The sequence below is a fragment of the Paractinoplanes atraurantiacus genome, from assembly GCF_900215205.1.
Lineage (GTDB): Bacteria > Actinomycetota > Actinomycetes > Mycobacteriales > Micromonosporaceae > Actinoplanes > Actinoplanes atraurantiacus.
The window spans coordinates 24,813-42,855 of record NZ_OBDY01000026.1 but is presented as its reverse complement, the minus strand read 5'-3'; the positions used below and the strand labels follow the sequence as shown (position 1 = coordinate 42,855).

Annotated in this window: 18 protein-coding genes; 8 read left to right on the top strand and 10 right to left on the bottom strand. The window is 69.9% G+C overall.

Annotated elements, in window-relative coordinates; genetic code table 11:
* Positions 1–46: 46 nt before the first annotated feature.
* Positions 47–1,093 carry a DUF6086 family protein gene (locus tag CRP55_RS55240; RefSeq protein ID WP_245923648.1) on the bottom strand — a complete coding sequence of 349 codons (1,047 nt, stop codon included), beginning with the start codon at positions 1,091–1,093 and terminating at the stop codon, positions 47–49.
* A gap of 162 nt (positions 1,094–1,255) precedes the next feature.
* On the opposite strand from CRP55_RS55240, the gene lon reads away from it, so the two are divergent.
* On the top strand, positions 1,256–3,508 hold the full coding sequence (gene lon / locus CRP55_RS39000) for an endopeptidase La (protein WP_245923663.1): 2,253 nt from the start codon (positions 1,256–1,258) through the stop codon (positions 3,506–3,508).
* A gap of 96 nt (positions 3,509–3,604) precedes the next feature.
* Here lon and CRP55_RS38995 read toward each other — a convergent pair whose 3' ends face one another.
* Both CRP55_RS38995 and CRP55_RS38990 read right to left on the bottom strand, forming a co-directional pair.
* Positions 3,605–4,414 carry an Fpg/Nei family DNA glycosylase gene (locus tag CRP55_RS38995; protein ID WP_097327028.1) on the bottom strand — a complete coding sequence of 270 codons (810 nt, stop codon included), beginning with the start codon at positions 4,412–4,414 and terminating at the stop codon, positions 3,605–3,607.
* A 13-nt stretch (positions 4,415–4,427) separates the two neighbouring features.
* Positions 4,428–5,633, bottom strand: coding sequence for a right-handed parallel beta-helix repeat-containing protein (locus CRP55_RS38990; RefSeq protein WP_097327027.1), 1,206 nt, complete (start codon positions 5,631–5,633; stop codon positions 4,428–4,430).
* A 244-nt stretch (positions 5,634–5,877) separates the two neighbouring features.
* Here CRP55_RS38990 and CRP55_RS38985 point away from each other — a divergent pair, with 244 nt between their 5' ends.
* Positions 5,878–7,335: a cellulase family glycosylhydrolase gene (locus tag CRP55_RS38985; protein WP_097327026.1), complete on the top strand. Its 1,458-nt coding sequence runs from the start codon at positions 5,878–5,880 to the stop codon at positions 7,333–7,335.
* A gap of 59 nt (positions 7,336–7,394) precedes the next feature.
* Here the strand turns inward: CRP55_RS38985 and CRP55_RS38980 are convergent, their stop codons facing one another.
* Both CRP55_RS38980 and CRP55_RS38975 read right to left on the bottom strand, forming a co-directional pair.
* Positions 7,395–7,946 (bottom strand): hypothetical protein, encoded by a 552-nt coding sequence (locus CRP55_RS38980; protein ID WP_097327025.1) that lies wholly within the window; start codon positions 7,944–7,946, stop codon positions 7,395–7,397.
* Positions 7,947–8,048: 102 nt separating this feature from the next.
* The gene (locus CRP55_RS38975; RefSeq protein ID WP_097327024.1) at positions 8,049–8,657 is read right to left on the bottom strand and encodes a response regulator transcription factor; all 609 of its coding nucleotides are present in this window, start codon (positions 8,655–8,657) and stop codon (positions 8,049–8,051) included.
* 1,099 nt (positions 8,658–9,756) lie between these two features.
* Between CRP55_RS38975 and CRP55_RS38970 the strand changes: the two genes are divergently transcribed.
* Positions 9,757–10,206, top strand: a complete 450-nt coding sequence (locus CRP55_RS38970) for a hypothetical protein (RefSeq protein ID WP_097327023.1) — start codon at positions 9,757–9,759, stop codon at positions 10,204–10,206.
* A gap of 192 nt (positions 10,207–10,398) precedes the next feature.
* Here the strand turns inward: CRP55_RS38970 and CRP55_RS38965 are convergent, their stop codons facing one another.
* Complete coding sequence (locus CRP55_RS38965) at positions 10,399–12,624, bottom strand: ATP-dependent Clp protease ATP-binding subunit (protein WP_097327022.1); 2,226 nt, start codon at positions 12,622–12,624, stop codon at positions 10,399–10,401.
* 170 nt (positions 12,625–12,794) lie between these two features.
* Between CRP55_RS38965 and CRP55_RS38960 the strand changes: the two genes are divergently transcribed.
* The gene (locus CRP55_RS38960) at positions 12,795–13,565 is read left to right on the top strand and encodes a hypothetical protein (RefSeq protein ID WP_143235223.1); all 771 of its coding nucleotides are present in this window, start codon (positions 12,795–12,797) and stop codon (positions 13,563–13,565) included.
* Here CRP55_RS38960 and CRP55_RS38955 read toward each other — a convergent pair.
* From CRP55_RS38955 to CRP55_RS55230, 3 genes are all read right to left on the bottom strand, one after another.
* Positions 13,555–14,379 carry an alpha/beta fold hydrolase gene (locus CRP55_RS38955; RefSeq protein WP_097327020.1) on the bottom strand — a complete coding sequence of 275 codons (825 nt, stop codon included), beginning with the start codon at positions 14,377–14,379 and terminating at the stop codon, positions 13,555–13,557. The genes CRP55_RS38960 and CRP55_RS38955 overlap by 11 nt on opposite strands.
* A gap of 120 nt (positions 14,380–14,499) precedes the next feature.
* Entirely contained in the window at positions 14,500–14,760 is a 261-nt protein-coding gene (locus tag CRP55_RS55235; protein ID WP_245923646.1) for a helix-turn-helix domain-containing protein, read from the bottom strand.
* Between the two features lie 249 nt (positions 14,761–15,009).
* The gene (locus CRP55_RS55230) at positions 15,010–15,462 is read right to left on the bottom strand and encodes a type 1 glutamine amidotransferase family protein (protein ID WP_245923645.1); all 453 of its coding nucleotides are present in this window, start codon (positions 15,460–15,462) and stop codon (positions 15,010–15,012) included.
* 18 nt (positions 15,463–15,480) lie between these two features.
* Between CRP55_RS55230 and CRP55_RS38945 the strand changes: the two genes are divergently transcribed.
* From CRP55_RS38945 to CRP55_RS55870, 4 genes are all read left to right on the top strand, one after another.
* Positions 15,481–15,762, top strand: coding sequence for a cupin domain-containing protein (locus CRP55_RS38945; protein ID WP_097327019.1), 282 nt, complete (start codon positions 15,481–15,483; stop codon positions 15,760–15,762).
* A gap of 83 nt (positions 15,763–15,845) precedes the next feature.
* The gene (locus CRP55_RS38940; protein ID WP_097327018.1) at positions 15,846–16,478 is read left to right on the top strand and encodes a DedA family protein; all 633 of its coding nucleotides are present in this window, start codon (positions 15,846–15,848) and stop codon (positions 16,476–16,478) included.
* Positions 16,475–17,194: a sulfite exporter TauE/SafE family protein gene (locus CRP55_RS38935; protein ID WP_097327017.1), complete on the top strand. Its 720-nt coding sequence runs from the start codon at positions 16,475–16,477 to the stop codon at positions 17,192–17,194. The genes CRP55_RS38940 and CRP55_RS38935 overlap by 4 nt, the downstream gene beginning before the upstream one ends.
* Before the next feature lie 55 nt (positions 17,195–17,249).
* Complete coding sequence (locus CRP55_RS55870; protein ID WP_179855519.1) at positions 17,250–17,561, top strand: alkaline phosphatase family protein; 312 nt, start codon at positions 17,250–17,252, stop codon at positions 17,559–17,561.
* Positions 17,562–17,590: 29 nt separating this feature from the next.
* Here CRP55_RS55870 and CRP55_RS38925 read toward each other — a convergent pair whose 3' ends face one another.
* A complete protein-coding gene (locus CRP55_RS38925) occupies positions 17,591–17,956 on the bottom strand; it encodes a BlaI/MecI/CopY family transcriptional regulator (protein WP_245923643.1) in 366 nt (121 codons plus the stop codon).
* Between the last annotated feature and the right edge of the window lie 87 nt (positions 17,957–18,043).

Genomic DNA, 18,043 nt, shown 5'->3' with positions numbered 1-18,043 from the left:
GTCGCTGGCCGGGCCGGTCAATAGCGAGCGAAACTTTCGGCCGTCCTCAGTCGCTCAGCTGGGCGCGAAGCTCATCGAGCGACTCTCGCTCGCTCTCGGTGCGCGGCTCCGCCGGTACGCCCGCGCGGTCGAGAAGCTCGACCGAGACGGCCAGCACGCCACTGATCATGAGGTGCAGCATCCAATGCTTGTTCTCCGCGTGGAAGCGCAGCAGCTCGGCGATCAGCTCCGGAAACTCGACCGGGTCCATCACCCACGTGTCACCGCTGCCGAACTTGTCGGTGAGACCGTCCGGCCTGCCCACCAGCTCGGCCGCGGTCGCGATCATGCCGAGGTAGACCTGGCCGGCCTGGTTCGCCGGGTGCCAGATCGCCTCGTCCCGGAACTCGAAGATGTAGGTCATCGTGCCGTCCAGTCGGTGATGGCGGTGACGAGGTCGCCCCAGAGTTGCCGCGGGCGGTCGTGTCCCATGTCGGGGGCCAGCATGAGCTTGGCGCCCGGGACGAGCTCGGCCGTTCGCCGTTCGCCGTCCGCCGCTCGGCTCGATGAGGGTATCGTCCAGCCCGTGGATGACGAGGGTCGGCACCTGGAGTTTCGTCAGCTCGCCGGCCCGGGAGCCATCGAGGATCATGGCGCCGAGCTGGCGCGCGATGCCGGCCGTGGAGGTCAGCGTCAGGACGCGGGACGGATGCTCGATGGCCATCCGCTGAGCGATCATGCCGCCCATCGAGGCGCCGACGACGTGCGCGCGCTCGATGCCCAGCGCGGTGAGCAGCCCGATCCCGTCGCCGGCCATGTCCGAGAGGGTGTAGGGCATCATCTCTCGTGCGGCCGCGATGTCGCCACCGCTGACCGCGGCGATGAACGCCATCAGGTCGACCGGGTGCTGTTCCCACTTCGTGGAGAGCCCGCAGTCCCGGTTGTCATAGCGGATCACATAGCGCCCGCGATCGGCGAGCATCCGGCACATGTCCTCGTGCCAGGCGATCATCTGAGCCCCGAACCCCATGACGAGCAGCGCCGCCGGATCACGCGGACTACCGAAGGTCTCGTAAGCGATCTGAACATCCCGGGAAACGCTGGCAACTGGCACCGGATGACCTTGCCATAGTCCTGTTTTCCGCTCCCAGCGAACGGTGGAAGATCCTCGGAAGTCCGGAGGTTGAGCCCCGCATACTCAACTTTTCGGAGGTGCCGGGTGGTTAGCAAGCGACTTCCCGTGTTGTTCCTGGACGACATCGTTCTGCTGCCGGGCATGGTCGTGCCGGTCGAGCTGGACGAGCCGGCTCAGGCCGCCGTGGACGCGGCCCGCACCTCGGCCGGGTCCGAGCTGCTCATCGCTCCGCGGCTCGAGGACCGGTACGCGTCGCATGGTGTCGTGGCCACTGTTCAGCAGGTCGGCAAGGCCCGCGGCGGGACCCCCGCCGCTGTTCTGCGCACCGGTGTGCGCGCCCGCATCGGCGGCGGTGTCACCGGGCCCGGCGCGGCCCTGTGGGTCGAGGTCGAGCCGGTCGCGGCCGGCGAGCCCAGCGAGACCGCCCGTGAGCTCGCCGCCGCGTACAAGAAACTGGTCGTCTCCGTTCTTCAGCGCCGCGAGGCCTGGCAGGTCATCGACTCGGTCAGCGCCATCGACGACCCGGGTGACCTGGCCGACACCGCCGGCTGGGCGCCCTATCTGACCAACGACCGCAAGCGTGAGCTGCTCGAGACGCCCGATGTGGAGGCCCGGCTGCGGCTGCTCATCGAGTGGACCGGCGACTTCCTGGCCGAGTCCGAGGTCAGCGACAAGATCGAGCACGACGTTCGCGAGAACGTCGAGAAGCGCAACCGCGAATACCTGCTGCGTGAGCAGCTCAAGGCGATCCGCAAGGAGCTCGGCGAGGACGAGGCCGAGGGCAACGACGACTACCGCGCCCGCGTCGAGGCGGCCGACCTGCCCGACGCCGTTCGGGAGGCCGCGCTGCGCGAGGTCGGCAAGCTGGAGCGGGCCGGCGACCAGAACCCGGAGGCGGGCTGGATCCGCACCTGGCTCGACACCGTGCTCGACCTGCCGTGGAACGTCCGCACCGACGACAACACCGACCTGGCCGCGGCCCGCGCCGTCCTCGACGCCGACCACCACGGCCTGGACGAGGTCAAGGACCGCATCGTCGAATACCTGGGCGTTCGCGCCCGCCGCGAGTCCCGCGGCCTGACGACCGTCGGCGGTCGCGGTTCCGGCGCGGTGATCCTGCTGGCCGGCCCGCCCGGAGTCGGCAAGACCTCCCTCGGTGAGTCGGTCGCCCGTACTCTCGGCCGGAAGTTCGTCCGTGTCGCCCTGGGCGGCGTTCGCGACGAGGCGGAGATTCGAGGCCATCGGCGTACGTACGTGGGTGCGCTGCCCGGTCGCATCGTGCGGGCCATCCGCGAGTCCGGCTCGATGAACCCGGTCGTCCTGCTCGACGAGGTCGACAAGGTCGGCAGCGACTACCGCGGCGACCCGGCGGCGGCCCTGCTCGAGGTGCTCGACCCGGCGCAGAACCACACGTTCCGCGACCACTACCTCGACCTGGACCTCGACCTGTCGGACGTGCTGTTCATCGCCACGGCGAACGTGCTCGACACGATCCCGCAGGCGCTGTTCGACCGGATGGAGCTCATCTCGATCGACGGCTACACCGAGAGCGACAAGGTCGCGATCGCCCGCGACTTCCTGGTGCCGCGGCAGCTCGAGCGGGCCGCGCTGTCCGAGGGCGAGGTGACCGTCACCGAGGACGCGCTCCGCGAGATCGCCGCCAATTACACCCGGGAGGCGGGTGTACGGTCTTTCGAGCGCCTTCTCGCGAAGGCGTTCCGCAAAGCGGCCCTCGGCGACCTGCCCGTGTCGGTCGACGCGGGCGACCTGAAGGAGCTGATCGGCCGGCCCCGGTTCACGCCGGAGTCGTCCGAGCGCACCGCGGTTCCGGGTGTGTCGACCGGCCTGGCCGTCACCGGCATGGGCGGTGACGTGCTCTACATCGAGGCGTCGCTGCTGCCCGGCGACAAGGGCGGCCTGTCGGTCACCGGCCAGCTCGGCGACGTGATGAAGGAGTCGGCGCAGATCGCGCTGTCCTACGTGCGGGCGCACGCCGAGGAGCTCGGCATCTCCCCGGAGCAGCTGGACCACCCGATCCACCTGCACGTGCCCGCGGGCGCGGTGCCGAAGGACGGCCCGTCGGCCGGCGTCACGATGACCACGGCGCTGGTCTCGCTGCTGCTCGGCCGCAACGTGCGGGCCGAGGTCGGCATGACCGGTGAGGTCTCGCTGACCGGCCGGGTGCTGCCGATCGGCGGCGTGAAGCAGAAGCTGCTCGCCGCCCAGCGGGCCGGCCTGACCGAGGTCTACCTGCCCCAGCGCAACGAGCCCGACCTGGACGACGTCCCGGCCGACGTGCTGGAGGCGCTGACCGTGCACATCGTCGCCGATGTCCGCGAGATCCTGAGCACGGCCCTGGAGCCGGTCTCGGCCGGTCTGGTGGCCGCCGCCTGATCCAGTCAGAGGCCCGTCTGTCACCCGGACACGGTGACGGCGGGCCTCTGCGCTGCATGCGGGTGTGACGCTCGTTCCTCTCCCGGGTTCGGCTGCTCAGGCGCCGGGGGCCTGTTCGAGGCTGCACCACCAGGTTGTGCGGCCGCCTACCTTGCTCATCGCCATGAGGGCGCCGTCGCGGGGACAGTGGGCTCCGGCGCGGCGGAACGGGATCACCTTCAAGGTGTGGACGCCGCCGTCCCGGATGGCTGCCCGGACCGCCTGGCGGGTGGCGCGTAACAGGCGGTCGACGTCGTCGGGGGTGAGGCGGTCGACGCGGCGGGACGGGCTGATCCTGGCCGACCACAGGATCTGGTCGGCCAGGAGATTGCCGATGCCGGCGACGGCGTCCTGGTCGAGCAGGCGGGCCTTGACCGGGGCCGTGCCGAAGGACAGCGCGGCCCGGAACTGGGCCGGTGTCACCGTGGCCGCGTCGGGGCCCAAGGCCTCCACGGGTGGGTCGAGGCGGACACGGCCCAGGCGGCGCGGGTCGACCAGCATCAGACGGCCGCCGTCGGCGAAGAAGAGGGCGAAACGGGACCAGCGGTAGTCGCCGGGCAGGCGGCGGCCCTCCCAGTAGTCGCCGCCGTCGATCTCGCCGCCGTCCGGATCGGCGATCACGATCTTGCCGGACATGCCGAGGTGGATGCCCAGCTCCGGGCCGTCCTCGCCGGTGTCGCACCACATGCTCTTGCCGCGCCGGTGAGCCCGTACGAGCTCACGCCCGATCAAAGCGTCCTTGATCTGGCCCGGGGAATGCGGTCGGCAGACGTACGAGTCGGAGTCGTCGACGTCGATGATCTTGCGGCCGAGGCCGGACCGTTCGATGACCGCGCGGGCCGACTCGACCTCGGGCAGTTCCGGCATCACTCGTCCCCGTTCAGCTCAGGCGTTCGGTGCTGTCCCGGGGATACCCGAGTTCGGCGCCGCCACGCAAGGTGATCCGGTTGTCCCGGTGGCGGGCCGGCGCGGAATGGCTCACGAAGCTCGCCGTACTGACCGTGTTGCCGTCGAAGGTGACCTGGCTCAGGTCGCCGTCGAGGATCGGCGGATCCTGCGGGCCGGTGCTCGTGATGGTGTTGCCGGTGATGGCGATCCGCGCGGCGGCGACGGCGAAGGTGCCCTCGGTGTGCAGCACCAGGCCGCCGTGCGAGTCGCGGAACGTGTTGTCGCGCAGGGTGATGCCCTGGGCCGACGAGTCGGTACGGTCGCCGCCGATCTCCAGGATGCCCTGAATGTCCGAGCCGGTGTTGTCGTGCACGTCGAGGCGGTCGGCGTAGTTCCACACCTCGACGAAGCCGCCGTCGTAGCCGTAGTCGTTGCTGGGGGCCCGGCACGCCGTACAACTGCTGTGGCCGATCTCGACGTCGCCGGCCTGGACCGCGAAGCCGATCGCGCCGTAGTCGTCGTCACCGCCCGGAGTGTCGAGCACCATGTGCAGGTCACTGACCGTCACCCGGTCGGCCGAGGCGCCGCGGGCCTTGAGGAGGACGCCGACGCCGGCGTGGTCGACGGTGCTCGAGCGTACGGCGCTGTCCTCGCCCTGGATCTCGATGGCGTTGGCGGTGGCGTTCGTGACCCGGATGTTCTCGGCGACCTGATTCTCGCCCGAGAGCACGACCACGCTGTCGGCGTCGGCACCGGTGCCGTCGATGATGGGGAGAGGGCCGGTTCCGTACGCGGTCAGCCTGGTTCCGTCCCCGCGCAGATCGACAGTCGTCGGCCAGGTGCAGCCCCGGGCCAGCTCGATCACCGAGCCGCGGCCCGAGGCGCGGGATGTGGCGGCCCGGATGCTGCGCAGAGGCTTCGCGAGGGTTCCGCTGTTGCCGTCGTCACCCTTCGCGCAGTCGACGTGAAGGCCGTTGTCGGGCGGCGTTGACGATTTGGGGGCGACCGACGGTTTCGGCGCTGGGGACGTCACGTAGGCGGCCGGGCCGATGCTTTCGGTGGGGCTGACGGAGGGCGCCGGTGCGCTCACGGTCGCGGGCGCGGTGTCGGTGGGGGAGAGGGCCACCGCGATCAGTCCGCCGCCCACCGCGATCGACAAGGCGGTCAGCGCCAGCGGGAGGCGACGGCGGCTGGGCATTGAGCCACCCTATCCGACCTGCGACTTTGTCGTATCGATCATGATCATCGACGGGGCTGGCACGCGGCGGTCATTGCCGAATGCGGGTTTCGCCGCTTACCGTCATCGATAGACGCCTCGCCGGGACGGGCACTCAACGACGAACCTCCCGGGGTGTCTGCCCCCCTCGACCACGGCCGGCCGCCGCGCCTCTCCACCGCGCGCCGCCGTGAGTCGCACCCCCCACCTAAGGGCTCGGTTCCGTATGCGCTCCCTCCGCCTTCGTGCCATCGTCCTGTCCGGTTCCGTGCTGCTCAGCACGCTGCTGCCGGCCCTGCCCGCCCACGCCGACTCCGCGCCCACCCTCGCGAGCCGGATGGCCGCGGTGCAGGCCGCGAACACGATCAACTACTACCCGTCAAACGCCGGCTGGACCTACATGTGGACCAATTTCGATCTGGTGCGCATCCACGCCGACCTCAACAAGGCGGCCGCGCTCGGCGCCGACACCGTCCGGGCCATCGTCTTCCCGCAGACTTTCGGCTATCCGGTGCCCTCCGCGACGTACACCAATGAATTGAGCACTTTTGTCGATCTGGCCGAGGCCAACGGCCTCGACGTCAAACTCACGCTGTTCGACTGGTGGTCCGGTTACAGCGACGTCGCGGGCAGCATCACCTGGGCGCAGGCACTGCTGGCGCCGTACGCGAACGACCCGCGGGTGATCGCCGTCGAGCTGAAGAACGAGATCCCGCCGAACGACGCCACCGCGATCAACTGGGCCCGCCAGCTGATCCCGGCGATCCGCGCGACCGCCCCGGCCATGCCGATCACCCTGACCGTCGACGGGACCAGCGGCGCCACCGGCATGGCGACCCTCAAGACGCAGCTGGCCACCACGCCGCTGGACTTCTACGACTTCCACTTCTACGGCGCCTCGGAACGGGCGCTGGCCGAGATCCGCCGCGCGCAGACCGCTGTCGCCCCGGATCCGGTGGTGATCGGCGAGACCGGGCTCAGCACCCTGTCCGCCTCCGAGGGGGAGCAGGGCGCCTACCTGGCCCGCGTCTTCCGCGCGGCGGGCGAGGCCGGCATCGGCTCGGTGGCGCCGTGGACGCTCAACGACTTCGCCCAGGGCGCCATCCCGGCCAACTCGTCGGTGTCGACGCAGCCCGCGCAGTACAAGTTCGGCCTGCACCGCACCGACGGCACCTCGAAGTTCAGCGCCCCGGTGGTCGACGCGGCGTGGACGAGCGGGTCCACGCCGAACAGCATCCTCAACCTGGGCTTCGAGGCGGCCGCCGTGGATTCGCCGTGGCGGCAGTACCTCCCACAGGCCGGTGCGGCTGTCATGACCACTGAGTCGGCTCGTACGGGAACCAAGTCGGCCAAGTTCTCGGGAACGACCCGCTCCGGGAGCAACCTGCCGTCGCTGCTCACCTCGCCCATCACGCCGGTGCAGGCCGGGCAGGCGTGGCACGCCGAGGCGTACGCCCGAGGGGTCAGCGCCGCCGGCATCACCGAGATCGCGCTGAGCTGGTTCGACATCAACGGCACGTGGATCAGCCAGAACACCTCGAACCGGTTGCCGACCGGCACCACCAGCTGGACGAAGCTGTCGGTGGACACGGTCGCGCCGGCCGGCGCCGCGAGCGTGCAGTTGCACCTCAAGTCCGGCGACAACACCGGCACCGTCTACTACGACGACGTCACCATCTCCTGACGCCACGCGGCCGCCCCCGGGGAAGGGGGCGGCCGCATCTCGCCGGGGGTCGGCGAGTCTCAGAGCCCGCTGAGCAGGGCCAGGAGGAAGTTCAGGATCGCGGCCAGCTGGCCGGCGGTGGGCGTGCCGTCGAGCAGGCCGACGATCGCGCAGAGCAGGTTGCCGAGCAGGTTCCCGGGCGCGGAGACCGCCGTGATCACGAGGTGCACCTGGTTCAGGTCGACCACCAGGCCGAGCAGGTCGAGGTGCAGCGGGCCGAGCGTGAGGTCCAGGATCCGGCAGGTCGCCTGGGCGATGGCCGCGGGCGCGGTGACCGACTGGTCGACGGTGCCGACGGCGTTGCCGGCCGAGTCGGTGAGTGTGCCGGTCAGGGTGCCGGTGGCGACCAGGTTGCCGTCCTGGGCGGCGAACTTGGTGGGCGTGAAGCTGCCGGCGAAGGTGCCGGTCTTGCCGGCGGCGTCCGTGAACGTGCCGGTGATCGGAGCGGTGCTGGTCGGCGCGGCGGTGCTGGTGGGCGGGGCGGCCTGAGCGGGGTTGGCGCCCACCGCGGTCAGGCTCAGCGCCGCGACCATCGTGACGACGAGTACCGAAAGCCTCTTGCGAAATGTCATGGTTCCTCCTGCCGATTCGCTGTAGACACCGATAAGTTTCGATGCCCTCGGAGGGGCGTCCCAGTGACCGCTGCCATCGGGATCGCTGACAAAAGTCACGTTTCATTGCAGCCAGCCCGAACTCTCGGCGAGACGGACGGCCTCGAGCCGGTTCCGGGCGCCCGTCTTCCGCAGAATCACCGAGATGTGGTTACGGACGGTGCCGGCGGCCAGATGCAGCCGGGCCGCGACCTCCCGCGACGGCACCCCGGAGGCGGCGACGCTCAGCACGTCCCGCTCCCGCGCCGACAGCGGGCTGCGAGGGGCGGCGACCATGGCCACGGCCAGCCCGGCGTCGATGACACGCTCACCGCGGGCGGCCCGGCGGATGTCGCGCACCAGCTCGCAGGGCGCGGCCTGCGTGCCGACCACGCCGCGGACGTGGGCGTCGAGCGCCCGGTTGAGCCGCCCCGGAGCATCCGGCCCGGCCAGCACGAGCACGGCACAGTGAGGTTGCTCGGCACCGAGCCGCCCGAGCAGCCGAAGCCCGTCGCCGGCCAGCAGCCCGACATTGACGACAATGACGTCCGGCCGTACGGCGCGGGCCATGTCGGGCGCTCCCTCGAGCCCGCCGAGCTCGGCCACAACGGCGAAATCCTCTTCCAAAGACAGGGTCGCGGCCAGGGCGCCGCGCAAAAGATTCATCGGTTCGACAAGCAGAATGCGGATCACAATGGCCTCCCAGCCAGGATCAAAGCGGTGGGAACGAGCGATTCCGAACCGCGAGATCTAGCTGGGAGGACCGCAATATTTGGTCGTACGCCCGGAGCAGCTCACGGACGCAGCAACAGAAAAGCCGGCAGCCGAGTCATTCAGCCACCAAGACGAAGGAACGGTGCCGATCGGGAAAGAGGCGCCACCCCCGGAGTCACGCAGCGACGCACCCCCGCCAACGTGGTCGCCGGGCTGCCCCGGCCCGCTGGGCGCCGTCGGCACGCCCGACACTCGACCCAGACGGCTTCCACCGTTCCCATTCCGGCCGGGCCATCGATCGCCGAGGTCACAGGGAACATCCGCGGGCCCTTGGCCGACTTCGTCGCTACCGAGCCCAACCTGGGCCGAACCCCGACCCCCATAAGCCGAAATATCGGGCATGCGGGGAAGCGCAGATGCGATGGCCGCTCCCGCCGCCGAAGACGCGTGCGTGACCGTTGCCCCGGGAAGCGAAAGCAGCCGACCAGGCTCGTCACCCGCAACCGTCAGCTTGAGGCGCGCGGCAGCATCCACGCCTGTTTCCGCGGCGCCGGGAAGGCCGGCCTCGGAGCCGAATAGCCCTGTGAGGCTGGGGAGGGCGGCGCGGTCTGAGCCGAGTAGTCCTGTGAGGTTGGGGAGGGTGGCGCGGTCTGAGCCGAGTAGTCCTGTAAGGGCGGGGAGGGTGATGGCGTTTGAGGTTAGTGGTCCTGTGAGGGCGGGAGAGATCGTGGCGTCCGGGGCGGTTAGCTCTGCGAGGACCGGGAGGGTGGCGACGTTCGAAGGGAGCACCGCTAGGGGAAGGGCGGTGGCGCGCGAATGGAGTGGTCCTGCAAGGGCCGGCCGGCTGGTGACATCCGGGTTGAGTAGGTCTGTGAGGGTGGGCGAGGTGGTCTCGACCTGGCCGAGTGGCTCCGCGCGCGTGATGAGGTCGGTGGCATCCCGATGGAGCGCATCCGTGAGGGCTGAAGGGGGAGTGGCGTCCGCGTTGGGCAGTTCCGTGCGGGTGAGGCGGCCGAGCGGGCGCGATACCGGGTCTGCCGGCGGGCTGGGCAGGGCTGCGGAAGCTTGACGAACGAGGGTGCTGCTCTCTGCCGAGGACGCGCGGCCCGGCCGGTTGGGCGCCGGCGTTTCGCTGGCTGCCGTCTTGCCTGCGGTCGCCGTCTTGCCGCCGGCTGGCGTCTTGCCTGTGGTCGCCGTCCGGACTGAGGCCGGCGTCTTGTTGGTTACCGCGTCGCGCCGTGTGAGTGTCTTCGGATCGGCCGCCGTCGAGGTCGCCCGCGCCTTCGAGATTTTCTGGCCGGACTGCTTTCGGGCTGAGGATGCGGGCTTGGGATCTGGGCTCGTGTGTTCTCCGGTGGGGCGGACCAAGGGTGTCCCGCCCTTCGGTTCCAGCGAGGACTTCCGGTTCGTGGCCTTGGAGATGGTGGTTTTGCGGGCCACGGCCTTTGCGGGCGAGAGGGTCTTGGGAACCGCCACCTTTGGGGTGGCGGACCGGGGAGGGGGATTCGTCCGGGCCTTCGCAGTTTGAACTATGTGGCCGGGGTTTTTCGCATCGGTTGCCAGGTGCTGGGTGCTTGCGGTGCTGTCGTCGGCCTGGGCGGCGTGGTCCAGCAGGGTCAGGACCGCGTAAGCGGCCATGGCCAGGGCGATCAGGAGCAGGAGGCGGGCCGTGCGGTGGAGCGGGAACTTGTGCATGGCCCACCTCCTCTCGGTCACATCGCTAGCTATCGATGGTTGCTACCCGCTCGGGAGGCGCTGACACACCAGGGTGGAAGACCAACTTGTCGTCTTCGCAGTCGACCACGACGGTTTGGCCGGGGCGCAGCTCGTTGAACAGGATCTGCTCCGACAGCGGATCTTCCAGGTCGCGCTGGATGGTGCGGCGCAGTGGGCGGGCGCCCAGCGCCGGGTCGAAGCCCTTCTCGGCCAGGTACTTCTTCGCCTTGTCGGTCAGCTCCAAGCCCATGTCTTTGTTCTTGAGCTGGGTCTCGATCCGCGCGGTGAAGATGTCGACGATCTCGAGGATCTCGGTCGGGCGCAGCGGGTGGAAGACGATCGTGTCGTCGATGCGGTTGAGGAACTCGGGGCGGAAGTGCTGCTTGATCTCGTGCGTCACCTCGTATGTGGACTGCCGGCCCTCGGAGGCTTGGAAGCCCAGCGACGCACCCGGCCGCGTGCCCAGGTTGGTGGTCAGGATGATGACCGTGTTCTTGAAGTCGACGACGCGGCCCTGGCCGTCGGTCAGGCGACCGTCCTCCAAGATTTGCAGCAGCGTGTTGAAGACGTCCGGGTGGGCCTTTTCGATCTCGTCGAACAGGACCACCGAGAACGGCTTGCGCCGCACTTTCTCGGTCAGCTGGCCGCCCTCGTCGTAGCCGACGAAGCCGGGAGGGGCACCGACCAGACGGGACACCGTCGACCGGTCGTGGAACTCCGACATGTCCATCTGGATCAAGGCGTCCTCGGAGCCGAACAGGAACGAGGCCAGAGTTCGGGACAGCTCCGACTTACCCACCCCCGACGGGCCGGCGAAGATGAACGAGCCGGACGGGCGCCGCGGGTCCTTCAGGCCGGCACGGGTACGCCGGATCGCCTTCGAGACCGCCTGGACGGCCTCCTGCTGGCCGACGATCCGCTTGTGCAGTTCGTCCTCCATGTGCAGCAGCCGGGAGGTCTCCTCCTCGGTCAGCTTGTGGACCGGAATGCCGGTCCAGTGGCCCAGGACCTCGGCGATCTGCTCGTCACCGATCTCGGGGGCGAGGCCGGGACGGCGGAGGTGCGTGCGGGCGCCCGCCTCGTCGATCAGATCGATCGCCTTGTCCGGCAGGAAGCGGTCGGAGATGTATCGGTCGGACAGCGTCGCCGCCGCGACCAGGGCGGCGTCGGAGAAGCTGACCCGGTGGTGTGCCTCGTACGAGTCCCGCAAGCCTTTGAGAATCTCGATCGTCTCGGCCAGGGTCGGCTCACCCATGGGAATCGGCTGGAGGCGCCGCTCGAGGGCCTTGTCCTTCTCGATGAACTTGCGGTATTCGTCCGAGGTCGTCGCCCCGATCAGCTGGAAGTCGCCGCGGGCCAGCATCGGTTTGAGGATGCTGGCGGCGTCGATCGCGCCCTCGGCCGCGCCCGCGCCGGCCAAGGTGTGGATCTCGTCGATGAAAAGGATGATGTCGCCGCGTACGCCCACTTCCTTGAGGACCTTCTTGAGGCGCTCCTCGAAGTCGCCGCGGTAGCGCGACCCGGCCACCATCGAGCCCATGTCCAAGGTGTAGATCTGCTTGTCCTTGAGCGTCTCGGGCACCACGCCCTTGACGATGGCCTGGGCGAGCCCTTCGACGGCGGCGGTCTTGCCGACGCCCGGCTCGCCGGTCAGCACCGGGTTGTTCTTCATCCGGCGGGACAGCACCTGCATGACCCGCTCGATCTCCCGCGCGCGGCCGATGACCGGGTCGAGCTTGCCGCCCCGCGCCCGCTGCGTCAGATTCGTGCCGAACTGCTCCAGGATGGCGGAGGTGGGCGGGGGAGTGTCCGGTTCGGCGGGCGCCTGACCCTCGTACACCGAAAGACGCACCTGCTGGACGTCGGCGCCCAGCCGGACCAGCACTGTGGCGGCGACGCCGTCATTTTCTCGAATGATCGCGAGCAGAAGATGCTCGGGGCCGATGTGGTCGTGGCCGAGCTGCAACGCCTCGCGCAGGGCGAGCTCCAGGACCTGCTTGGCGCGCGGGGTGAACGGGATGTGCCCGCCCGGCGTGTGCCGGCCGCGGCCGATGATCTCCTCCACCTGCTGCCGGGCGCTCTCCGCGGAGATGTCGAGACCGGACGAGCCCTCGTGGATGAGGCCGAGCAGGAGGTGCTCGGTTCCGATGTAGTCGTGGTCGAGCGCGCGGGCCTCTTCCTGGGCCAGGACGACCACCCGTCGCGCACGGTCGGTGAACCGCTCGAACATGCCACTCACGTCCTCGTGGCGAAGCCCCACGCACCCCGCCCGACGATGGGCAGCCGGGAATCGCGTGCGCTGAGTCGGAGCCTCTTGGCGTTGACGCGTGGCCCGCGTGGGGGACCCCGCTACGCTCGTGCATGCGCGGTGCATCCCCAAGCTACAACGGGAGGAACACCATGAGTCAAACCAGGAGCCGGCGATCCGTGCCCGACCGGGCCCGTAAGCGTGCGATCCGGGCGCTGGCGGCCGAGCTCGGTGTGGCGTATTCCGTGGCCGCGCGCGTGAAGGACGAGCATCGGGCCCTGATGTTCGCTGCTCGCGAACGCCGCACCTTCCTCGCCCGGGTGCGCGACAGCCGGCAGGCCGCCGAGCTTCCGCTGGGCCGCGCCGCACACCTGGTGACGCGCTTCCCGGCCATGCGCGCCGAGGCTCTTTACAGCGGCGAGGGCCGGGAGACGGCAATTGCCATGCTGTACGCGGTTGTCGAGCACGAGTCGCCTGATCTGCTGCCGCCGAAGGACGAGCTGGCCTGGGCGGCCGGGCTCGGCGAGGACGCCGGCGTCGACGTCGCCTGCGCGGCGGTCGACCGGGCGGCCCGGCTCCTGCTCGACGGGGATCGGTGGCGGCTGTGGGTCCGGATCGAGGCCGCGCTCACCGCGGGGGAGACCAACCCCGATCGGCGGGTACGCGACGCCGCGATCACCCTCGGCCGGGAGCTGCGGTCCACCAGCCTGCGCAGCTCGATGGACGCCGCCCGGCAGATCCTCGACGCGCTGCTGGTCGAGGCGTACGGCGGCCTCCCACCCGGCGTCAAGGTCCGGGTGGGAGGCGAGACCGGCACGGTCGTCGGCGCCCGATGGGAACGGTCCGGGCCGCCGAGCGACTACCTGGTGCACCTCGACGGCGTCCAGGTCACCGCGGCCGCGTCGACAGTGACTACTGCTTGATCCACTCGAGGATGTCGGCGTCGAGCTTGTCCTGGTAGTCGCCCTGGATGCCGTGCGGCGCACCCTCGTACACCTTCAGCGTGCCGTCCTTCACCAGCTTGATCGACTTGAGGGCGGCGTCGCCGATCGGCACGATCTGGTCGTCGTCGCCCTGCGCGATCAGGATCGGCACGGTCAGCGCCTTCAGGTCCTCGGTGAAGTCGGTCTCCGAGAACGCCTTCACGCAGTCGTACGCGGCGGCCAGGTTGACCAGCATGCCCTGGCGCCAGAAGTCGTCCTTGTCGCCCTGCGACACGGCCCGGCCGTGGTTGGCCCCGAAGAAGCTCTCCGACAGGTCCCTCCAGAACTGCGACCGGTCCTTGAGCACGTTGGCCCGGATGCCGTCGAACACGTCGATCGGCAGCCCGTCCGGGTTGGCCTCGGTTCGCACCATGAGCGGCGGCACGGCGCCGGCCGTGATCACCTTGGCCACGCGGCCCTGAGCCTGGCCGTACTGCGCGGCGTAGCGGACGACCTCGCCGCCGCCGGTCGAGTGCCCGACGAGGATCACGTCGTGCAGGTCCAGCGCCTCGATCACGGCGGCCAGATCACGGGCGTACGTGTCCATGTCGTTGCCCGTGTAGGTCTTCTCCGACCGGCCGTGCCCGCGCCGGTCGTGCGCGATGGTCCGATATCCGGCGTCGGCGAACCGCTTCAGCTCGACCTGCCAGGCGTCCGAGCTCAGCGGCCACCCGTGGCTGAGCACGATGGGCTGCCCGCTGCCCTGCTCGGTGTAGTAGATCTCGACTCCGTCGGGGGTGGTGATGAACGGCATCGCGGGGCTTCCTTCTCGAGTAGCGACGTGCTGCGGATGCTGAGTTGTTGCCCGCCGAAGCATCGTCCGGAACCGCTTCTTACCGCTCCTCACACTTCCCCGGAAACGCGTTTCGCCTGGTCAGCGGTAGGGCTGACCCCCATCGGCGGTGGGGGCCAGCCCTACCCGATAGGCCGAAGGGCTCACGCCCAGATGCCGCTTGAACAGGGCCCGCATGTTCGCCCCGCTGCCCAGTCCCGACCGCCGGGCGACCGCTTCGAGGCCGTGGGCGCCCTGCTCGATCAGGCGGCAGGCCAGGGTGACGCGTTCGGTGGTCAGCCAGGCCAGGGGCGTGGTGCCGAGCTCGGCCCGGAAGCGGCGGTGCAGGCTTCCCGCGCTCATCCCGCCCCGGCGGGGCGAGATCGGCGACGGTGATCGGCTCGTCGAGGCGCCGCTGAGCCCAGACCAGCACCGGCGCGAGAGACTGGCCGGTGGCCGCCGGCATCGGGCGCTCGACGAACTGGCGCTGCCCGCCGTCGCGGTAGGCGGCGAAGACGAGCCGCCGGCTGACATGGTTGGCGATCTCGGCGCCGTGGTCGCGCCGCACGATGTGCAGCCCGAGGTCGAGGGCGGCGGCGCTGCCGGCCGAGGTCAGCAGGTCACCGTCATCGACGAAAAGGACATCGGGTTCCAGATGTACGGCGGGGAAGCGCACCCGGAACTCCTCGGCCAGAGTCCAGTGGACCGTGGCCCGGCGCCCATCGAGCAGCCCGGCTCGGCGAGGGTGAACGCTCCTGTGCACAGGCCGACCAGGCGAGCGCCCCGCTCGTGAGCACGGCGCAGGGCGGCGAGAAGCACGGGGCGGGAGGGCGTCTCGACGTACGGCCGGTTGGGCACGATCACGGTGTCGGCCCGGTCGATCTCGTCGAGCCGCCCGACCGCACCGACGCTGAACAGCGCGTCCCGCATCGGCGTCGACCGGCGCGGGGCGGCCACGCGTAGCTCGTACATCGGGAAACCGATCTCCGGCCGCAGCGGACCGCCGAAGATCTCACACGCACAGCCCACCTCGAAGGGGTTTGACTGCTCGTCGACGACGAGCACGACTCGGTGTGAGGATCCTTGAGGCAATGGTCATTCCTACCACTGCCTCACCGTCCGTTCCGGCCCGAAGATCGAGGGCATGCTGACGAAGTACGCACCTTCCTGCTGTTGTCCGGCGAGATGACGATCCAGCTGCGCGACGGCGACGTCCACCTGCTGCCCGGCGACCTCCTGGTCATTCCGCGCGGCGTCGAACACTGCCCCCGGGTCGACGGCGACGAGGCCCACTTCCTGTTGATCGGCCCCGACGTGACCTCGACCGCGGCCGGGGGCAAGCCGGTCTGGAGTGAGATGCCGTAAAACTACAAGATGTAGGTTTCGATCACTTGCCGGGTGGAGACACGACCGGGGAACACGACCGCCAGGAAAGGCGACGTCATCCGATGACCGCAGCTCTCGGCCCCTCGTTCCTCGACCCGGAACACCTGATCTCCACCTTCGGGCTGATCGGCATCCTGGCCTTCGTCTTCGCCGAGTCGGGCCTGCTGATCGGGTTCTTCCTGCCCGGCGACTCGCTGCTGTTCACCGCCGGCCTGCTGGTGGCCGACGGGACGTACCTCAGAACGCCCTTGTGGTTGATGTGCCTTCTGGTGTCGGTGGCGGCGGTGGCCGGAGACCAGTTCGGCTACGTGTTCGGCCGGCGCTTCGGGCCGTCGCTCTTCCGACGACCCGACTCGCGGCTCTTCAAACAGGAGAACCTGACGCGGGCCGGCGGGTTCTTCGAGAAGTACGGGGCCCGGTCCATCCTTCTTGCGAGGTTCGTTCCGATCGTACGGACTTTCACGCCCATCGTGGCCGGGGCCAGCCACATGCACTACCGCACCTTCCTGCTCTTCAACGTCATCGGCGGCACGCTGTGGGGCTGCGGGGTGACGATCCTCGGCTACTTCCTGGGCCAGGTCACGTTCGTGAAGTCGAACATCGAGCTGATCCTCATCGCGATCGTCGCCGTGTCCGTCATTCCGGTCGGCATCGAGCTCCTGCGCGGTAGGCGGCGTGCCCGGTCCGGCGCTTGACCGGGCAGCTGGCGGTCGCCTCGGCCGCCGCGTTCGCTCTGGCCCCGCTGTCGGCGGTGGCCGGCTTCGGCGGCGGGGTCCTGCTGCTGCCGGTGTTCACCGCGATGTTCGGGTTGCGGATGGCGGTGCCGATACTGACCTTGACCCAGCTGTCGAGCAACGGGTCCCGGATGTGGCTCAACCGGCACGAGATCCGGTGGCGATTGGCCGGCTGGTTCGCGCTGGGCGCGGTGCCTCTCGCCGTCGCCGGCGGGCTGCTGCTCGCGCAGGCCCCGATCGATCCGCTGAAACGACTGCTCGGGATGTTCCTCATCGGCGTGGTCGTCTGGCGCCGCCGCCACCCGCACCCCCGCAAGCCGTCCGATCGCCGCTTCGCCGCCGTCGGTGCGGCCTCCGGGCTCGGCTCGGCGCTGCTGGGCTCGGTGGGCCCGCTGACCGCCCCATTTTTCCTGGCCTACGGGTTGGCCCGCGCCTCGTACATCGGCACCGAGGCCGCCGCCGCGCTCACCATGCACCTGTCGAAGATCGCCGCCTACGGCGCCGGCGATCTCCTGACCGGTCGGGTGCTCCTGTTCGGAGCGGCACTGACACCGGCCACGCTCGCCGGCGCCTGGCTGGGCCGCGGAATCGTCGGCCGCCTGAGCGACCGGGTCTTCGTGGCCCTGGTCGAGGCCGGCCTGATCGCCGCCGGAACCCTGTTCCTGCTCGGGCTGTAACCCCGCAAGCCGCGACCCCAAGGCCACCGATCACAGGACCAGGTGGACGGCCAACATGCTCCAGTTCCACGCCGAGACCCACCCCAGTCAGCCGAATTGTCTCGCGCTGTTCTCCGGATCGGTGCGGGGTGTCACCGGCAATGCCTGCCCGCATGACCTCGGCGCCCGGCCCAACCTGGCGCGGCAGTTGCTCGACTCCGGCCGGACCTTCGCCGGCTACTCGGAAGACCTGCCACGGACCGGGTTCCGGGATGCTCGCCCGCGGGTGACGTCCACCGGCACACTACGACCTGCTGCACACCCTCCAGCGGCCGTACGGACTGCTGCGGCCCGCCGCAGTTCCGGACTGCCGGACATCTGGCGCTGAAGGCTCAGAGCCACGCCTGCGGCGAAAGGTTACGGCTCGTCGGCCAGCAGTTGGCGCAGGAGGGCGACGTCGGACTCGTCGAGTGTGCCGACGAAGTGCTGGAGGACCTTGGTTCGGTCGGGTCGGCCGGTCAGTGCGGCGCTCATCTGCGCCGCGGCCGCGGTGGCGGCGTCCTGGGTCGGCCAGTAGGCGTGGCCGCGGCCCACCCGGCGCCTCTGGACGGTTCCCTTGTCGTACAGCCGAATGAGAATTGTTTGTACGGTGTTGTAGGCGAGCCCGCCGCCCAGCGCCTCCTGCACCTCGGCCGCGGTCATCGCCTCGTCCGCGGCCCAGAGCACACCCATCGCCGCCGCTTCCAGGCTGCCGGGCGTGCGCCGCCCGTCCTTCGTCGTCACCGTCGCCGACCTCCCCGCTCAGGATAGCCACCGCCGCCTGGTTGCCCGGGGGTGCGACCCTGATCGATGGATGGTCGCCGATCGGGG

Bases quoted from the DNA above. Each gene is read 5' to 3' on its own strand.
- CRP55_RS38980 (WP_097327025.1), bottom strand. From the start codon at position 7,946: ATGACATTTCGCAAGAGGCTTTCGGTACTCGTCGTCACGATGGTCGCG.
- CRP55_RS38985 (WP_097327026.1), top strand. From the start codon at position 5,878: ATGCGCTCCCTCCGCCTTCGTGCCATCGTCCTGTCCGGTTCCGTGCTG.
- CRP55_RS38965 (WP_097327022.1), bottom strand. From the start codon at position 12,624: ATGTTCGAGCGGTTCACCGACCGTGCGCGACGGGTGGTCGTCCTGGCC.
- CRP55_RS55235 (WP_245923646.1), bottom strand. From the start codon at position 14,760: ATGAGCGCGGGAAGCCTGCACCGCCGCTTCCGGGCCGAGCTCGGCACC.
- CRP55_RS38990 (WP_097327027.1), bottom strand. From the start codon at position 5,633: ATGCCCAGCCGCCGTCGCCTCCCGCTGGCGCTGACCGCCTTGTCGATC.
- CRP55_RS38995 (WP_097327028.1), bottom strand. From the start codon at position 4,414: ATGCCGGAACTGCCCGAGGTCGAGTCGGCCCGCGCGGTCATCGAACGG.
- lon (WP_245923663.1), top strand. From the start codon at position 1,256: ATGGTCGTGCCGGTCGAGCTGGACGAGCCGGCTCAGGCCGCCGTGGAC.
- CRP55_RS55870 (WP_179855519.1), top strand. From the start codon at position 17,250: ATGCTCCAGTTCCACGCCGAGACCCACCCCAGTCAGCCGAATTGTCTC.
- CRP55_RS38940 (WP_097327018.1), top strand. From the start codon at position 15,846: ATGACCGCAGCTCTCGGCCCCTCGTTCCTCGACCCGGAACACCTGATC.
- CRP55_RS38960 (WP_143235223.1), top strand. From the start codon at position 12,795: ATGAGTCAAACCAGGAGCCGGCGATCCGTGCCCGACCGGGCCCGTAAG.
- CRP55_RS38955 (WP_097327020.1), bottom strand. From the start codon at position 14,379: ATGCCGTTCATCACCACCCCCGACGGAGTCGAGATCTACTACACCGAG.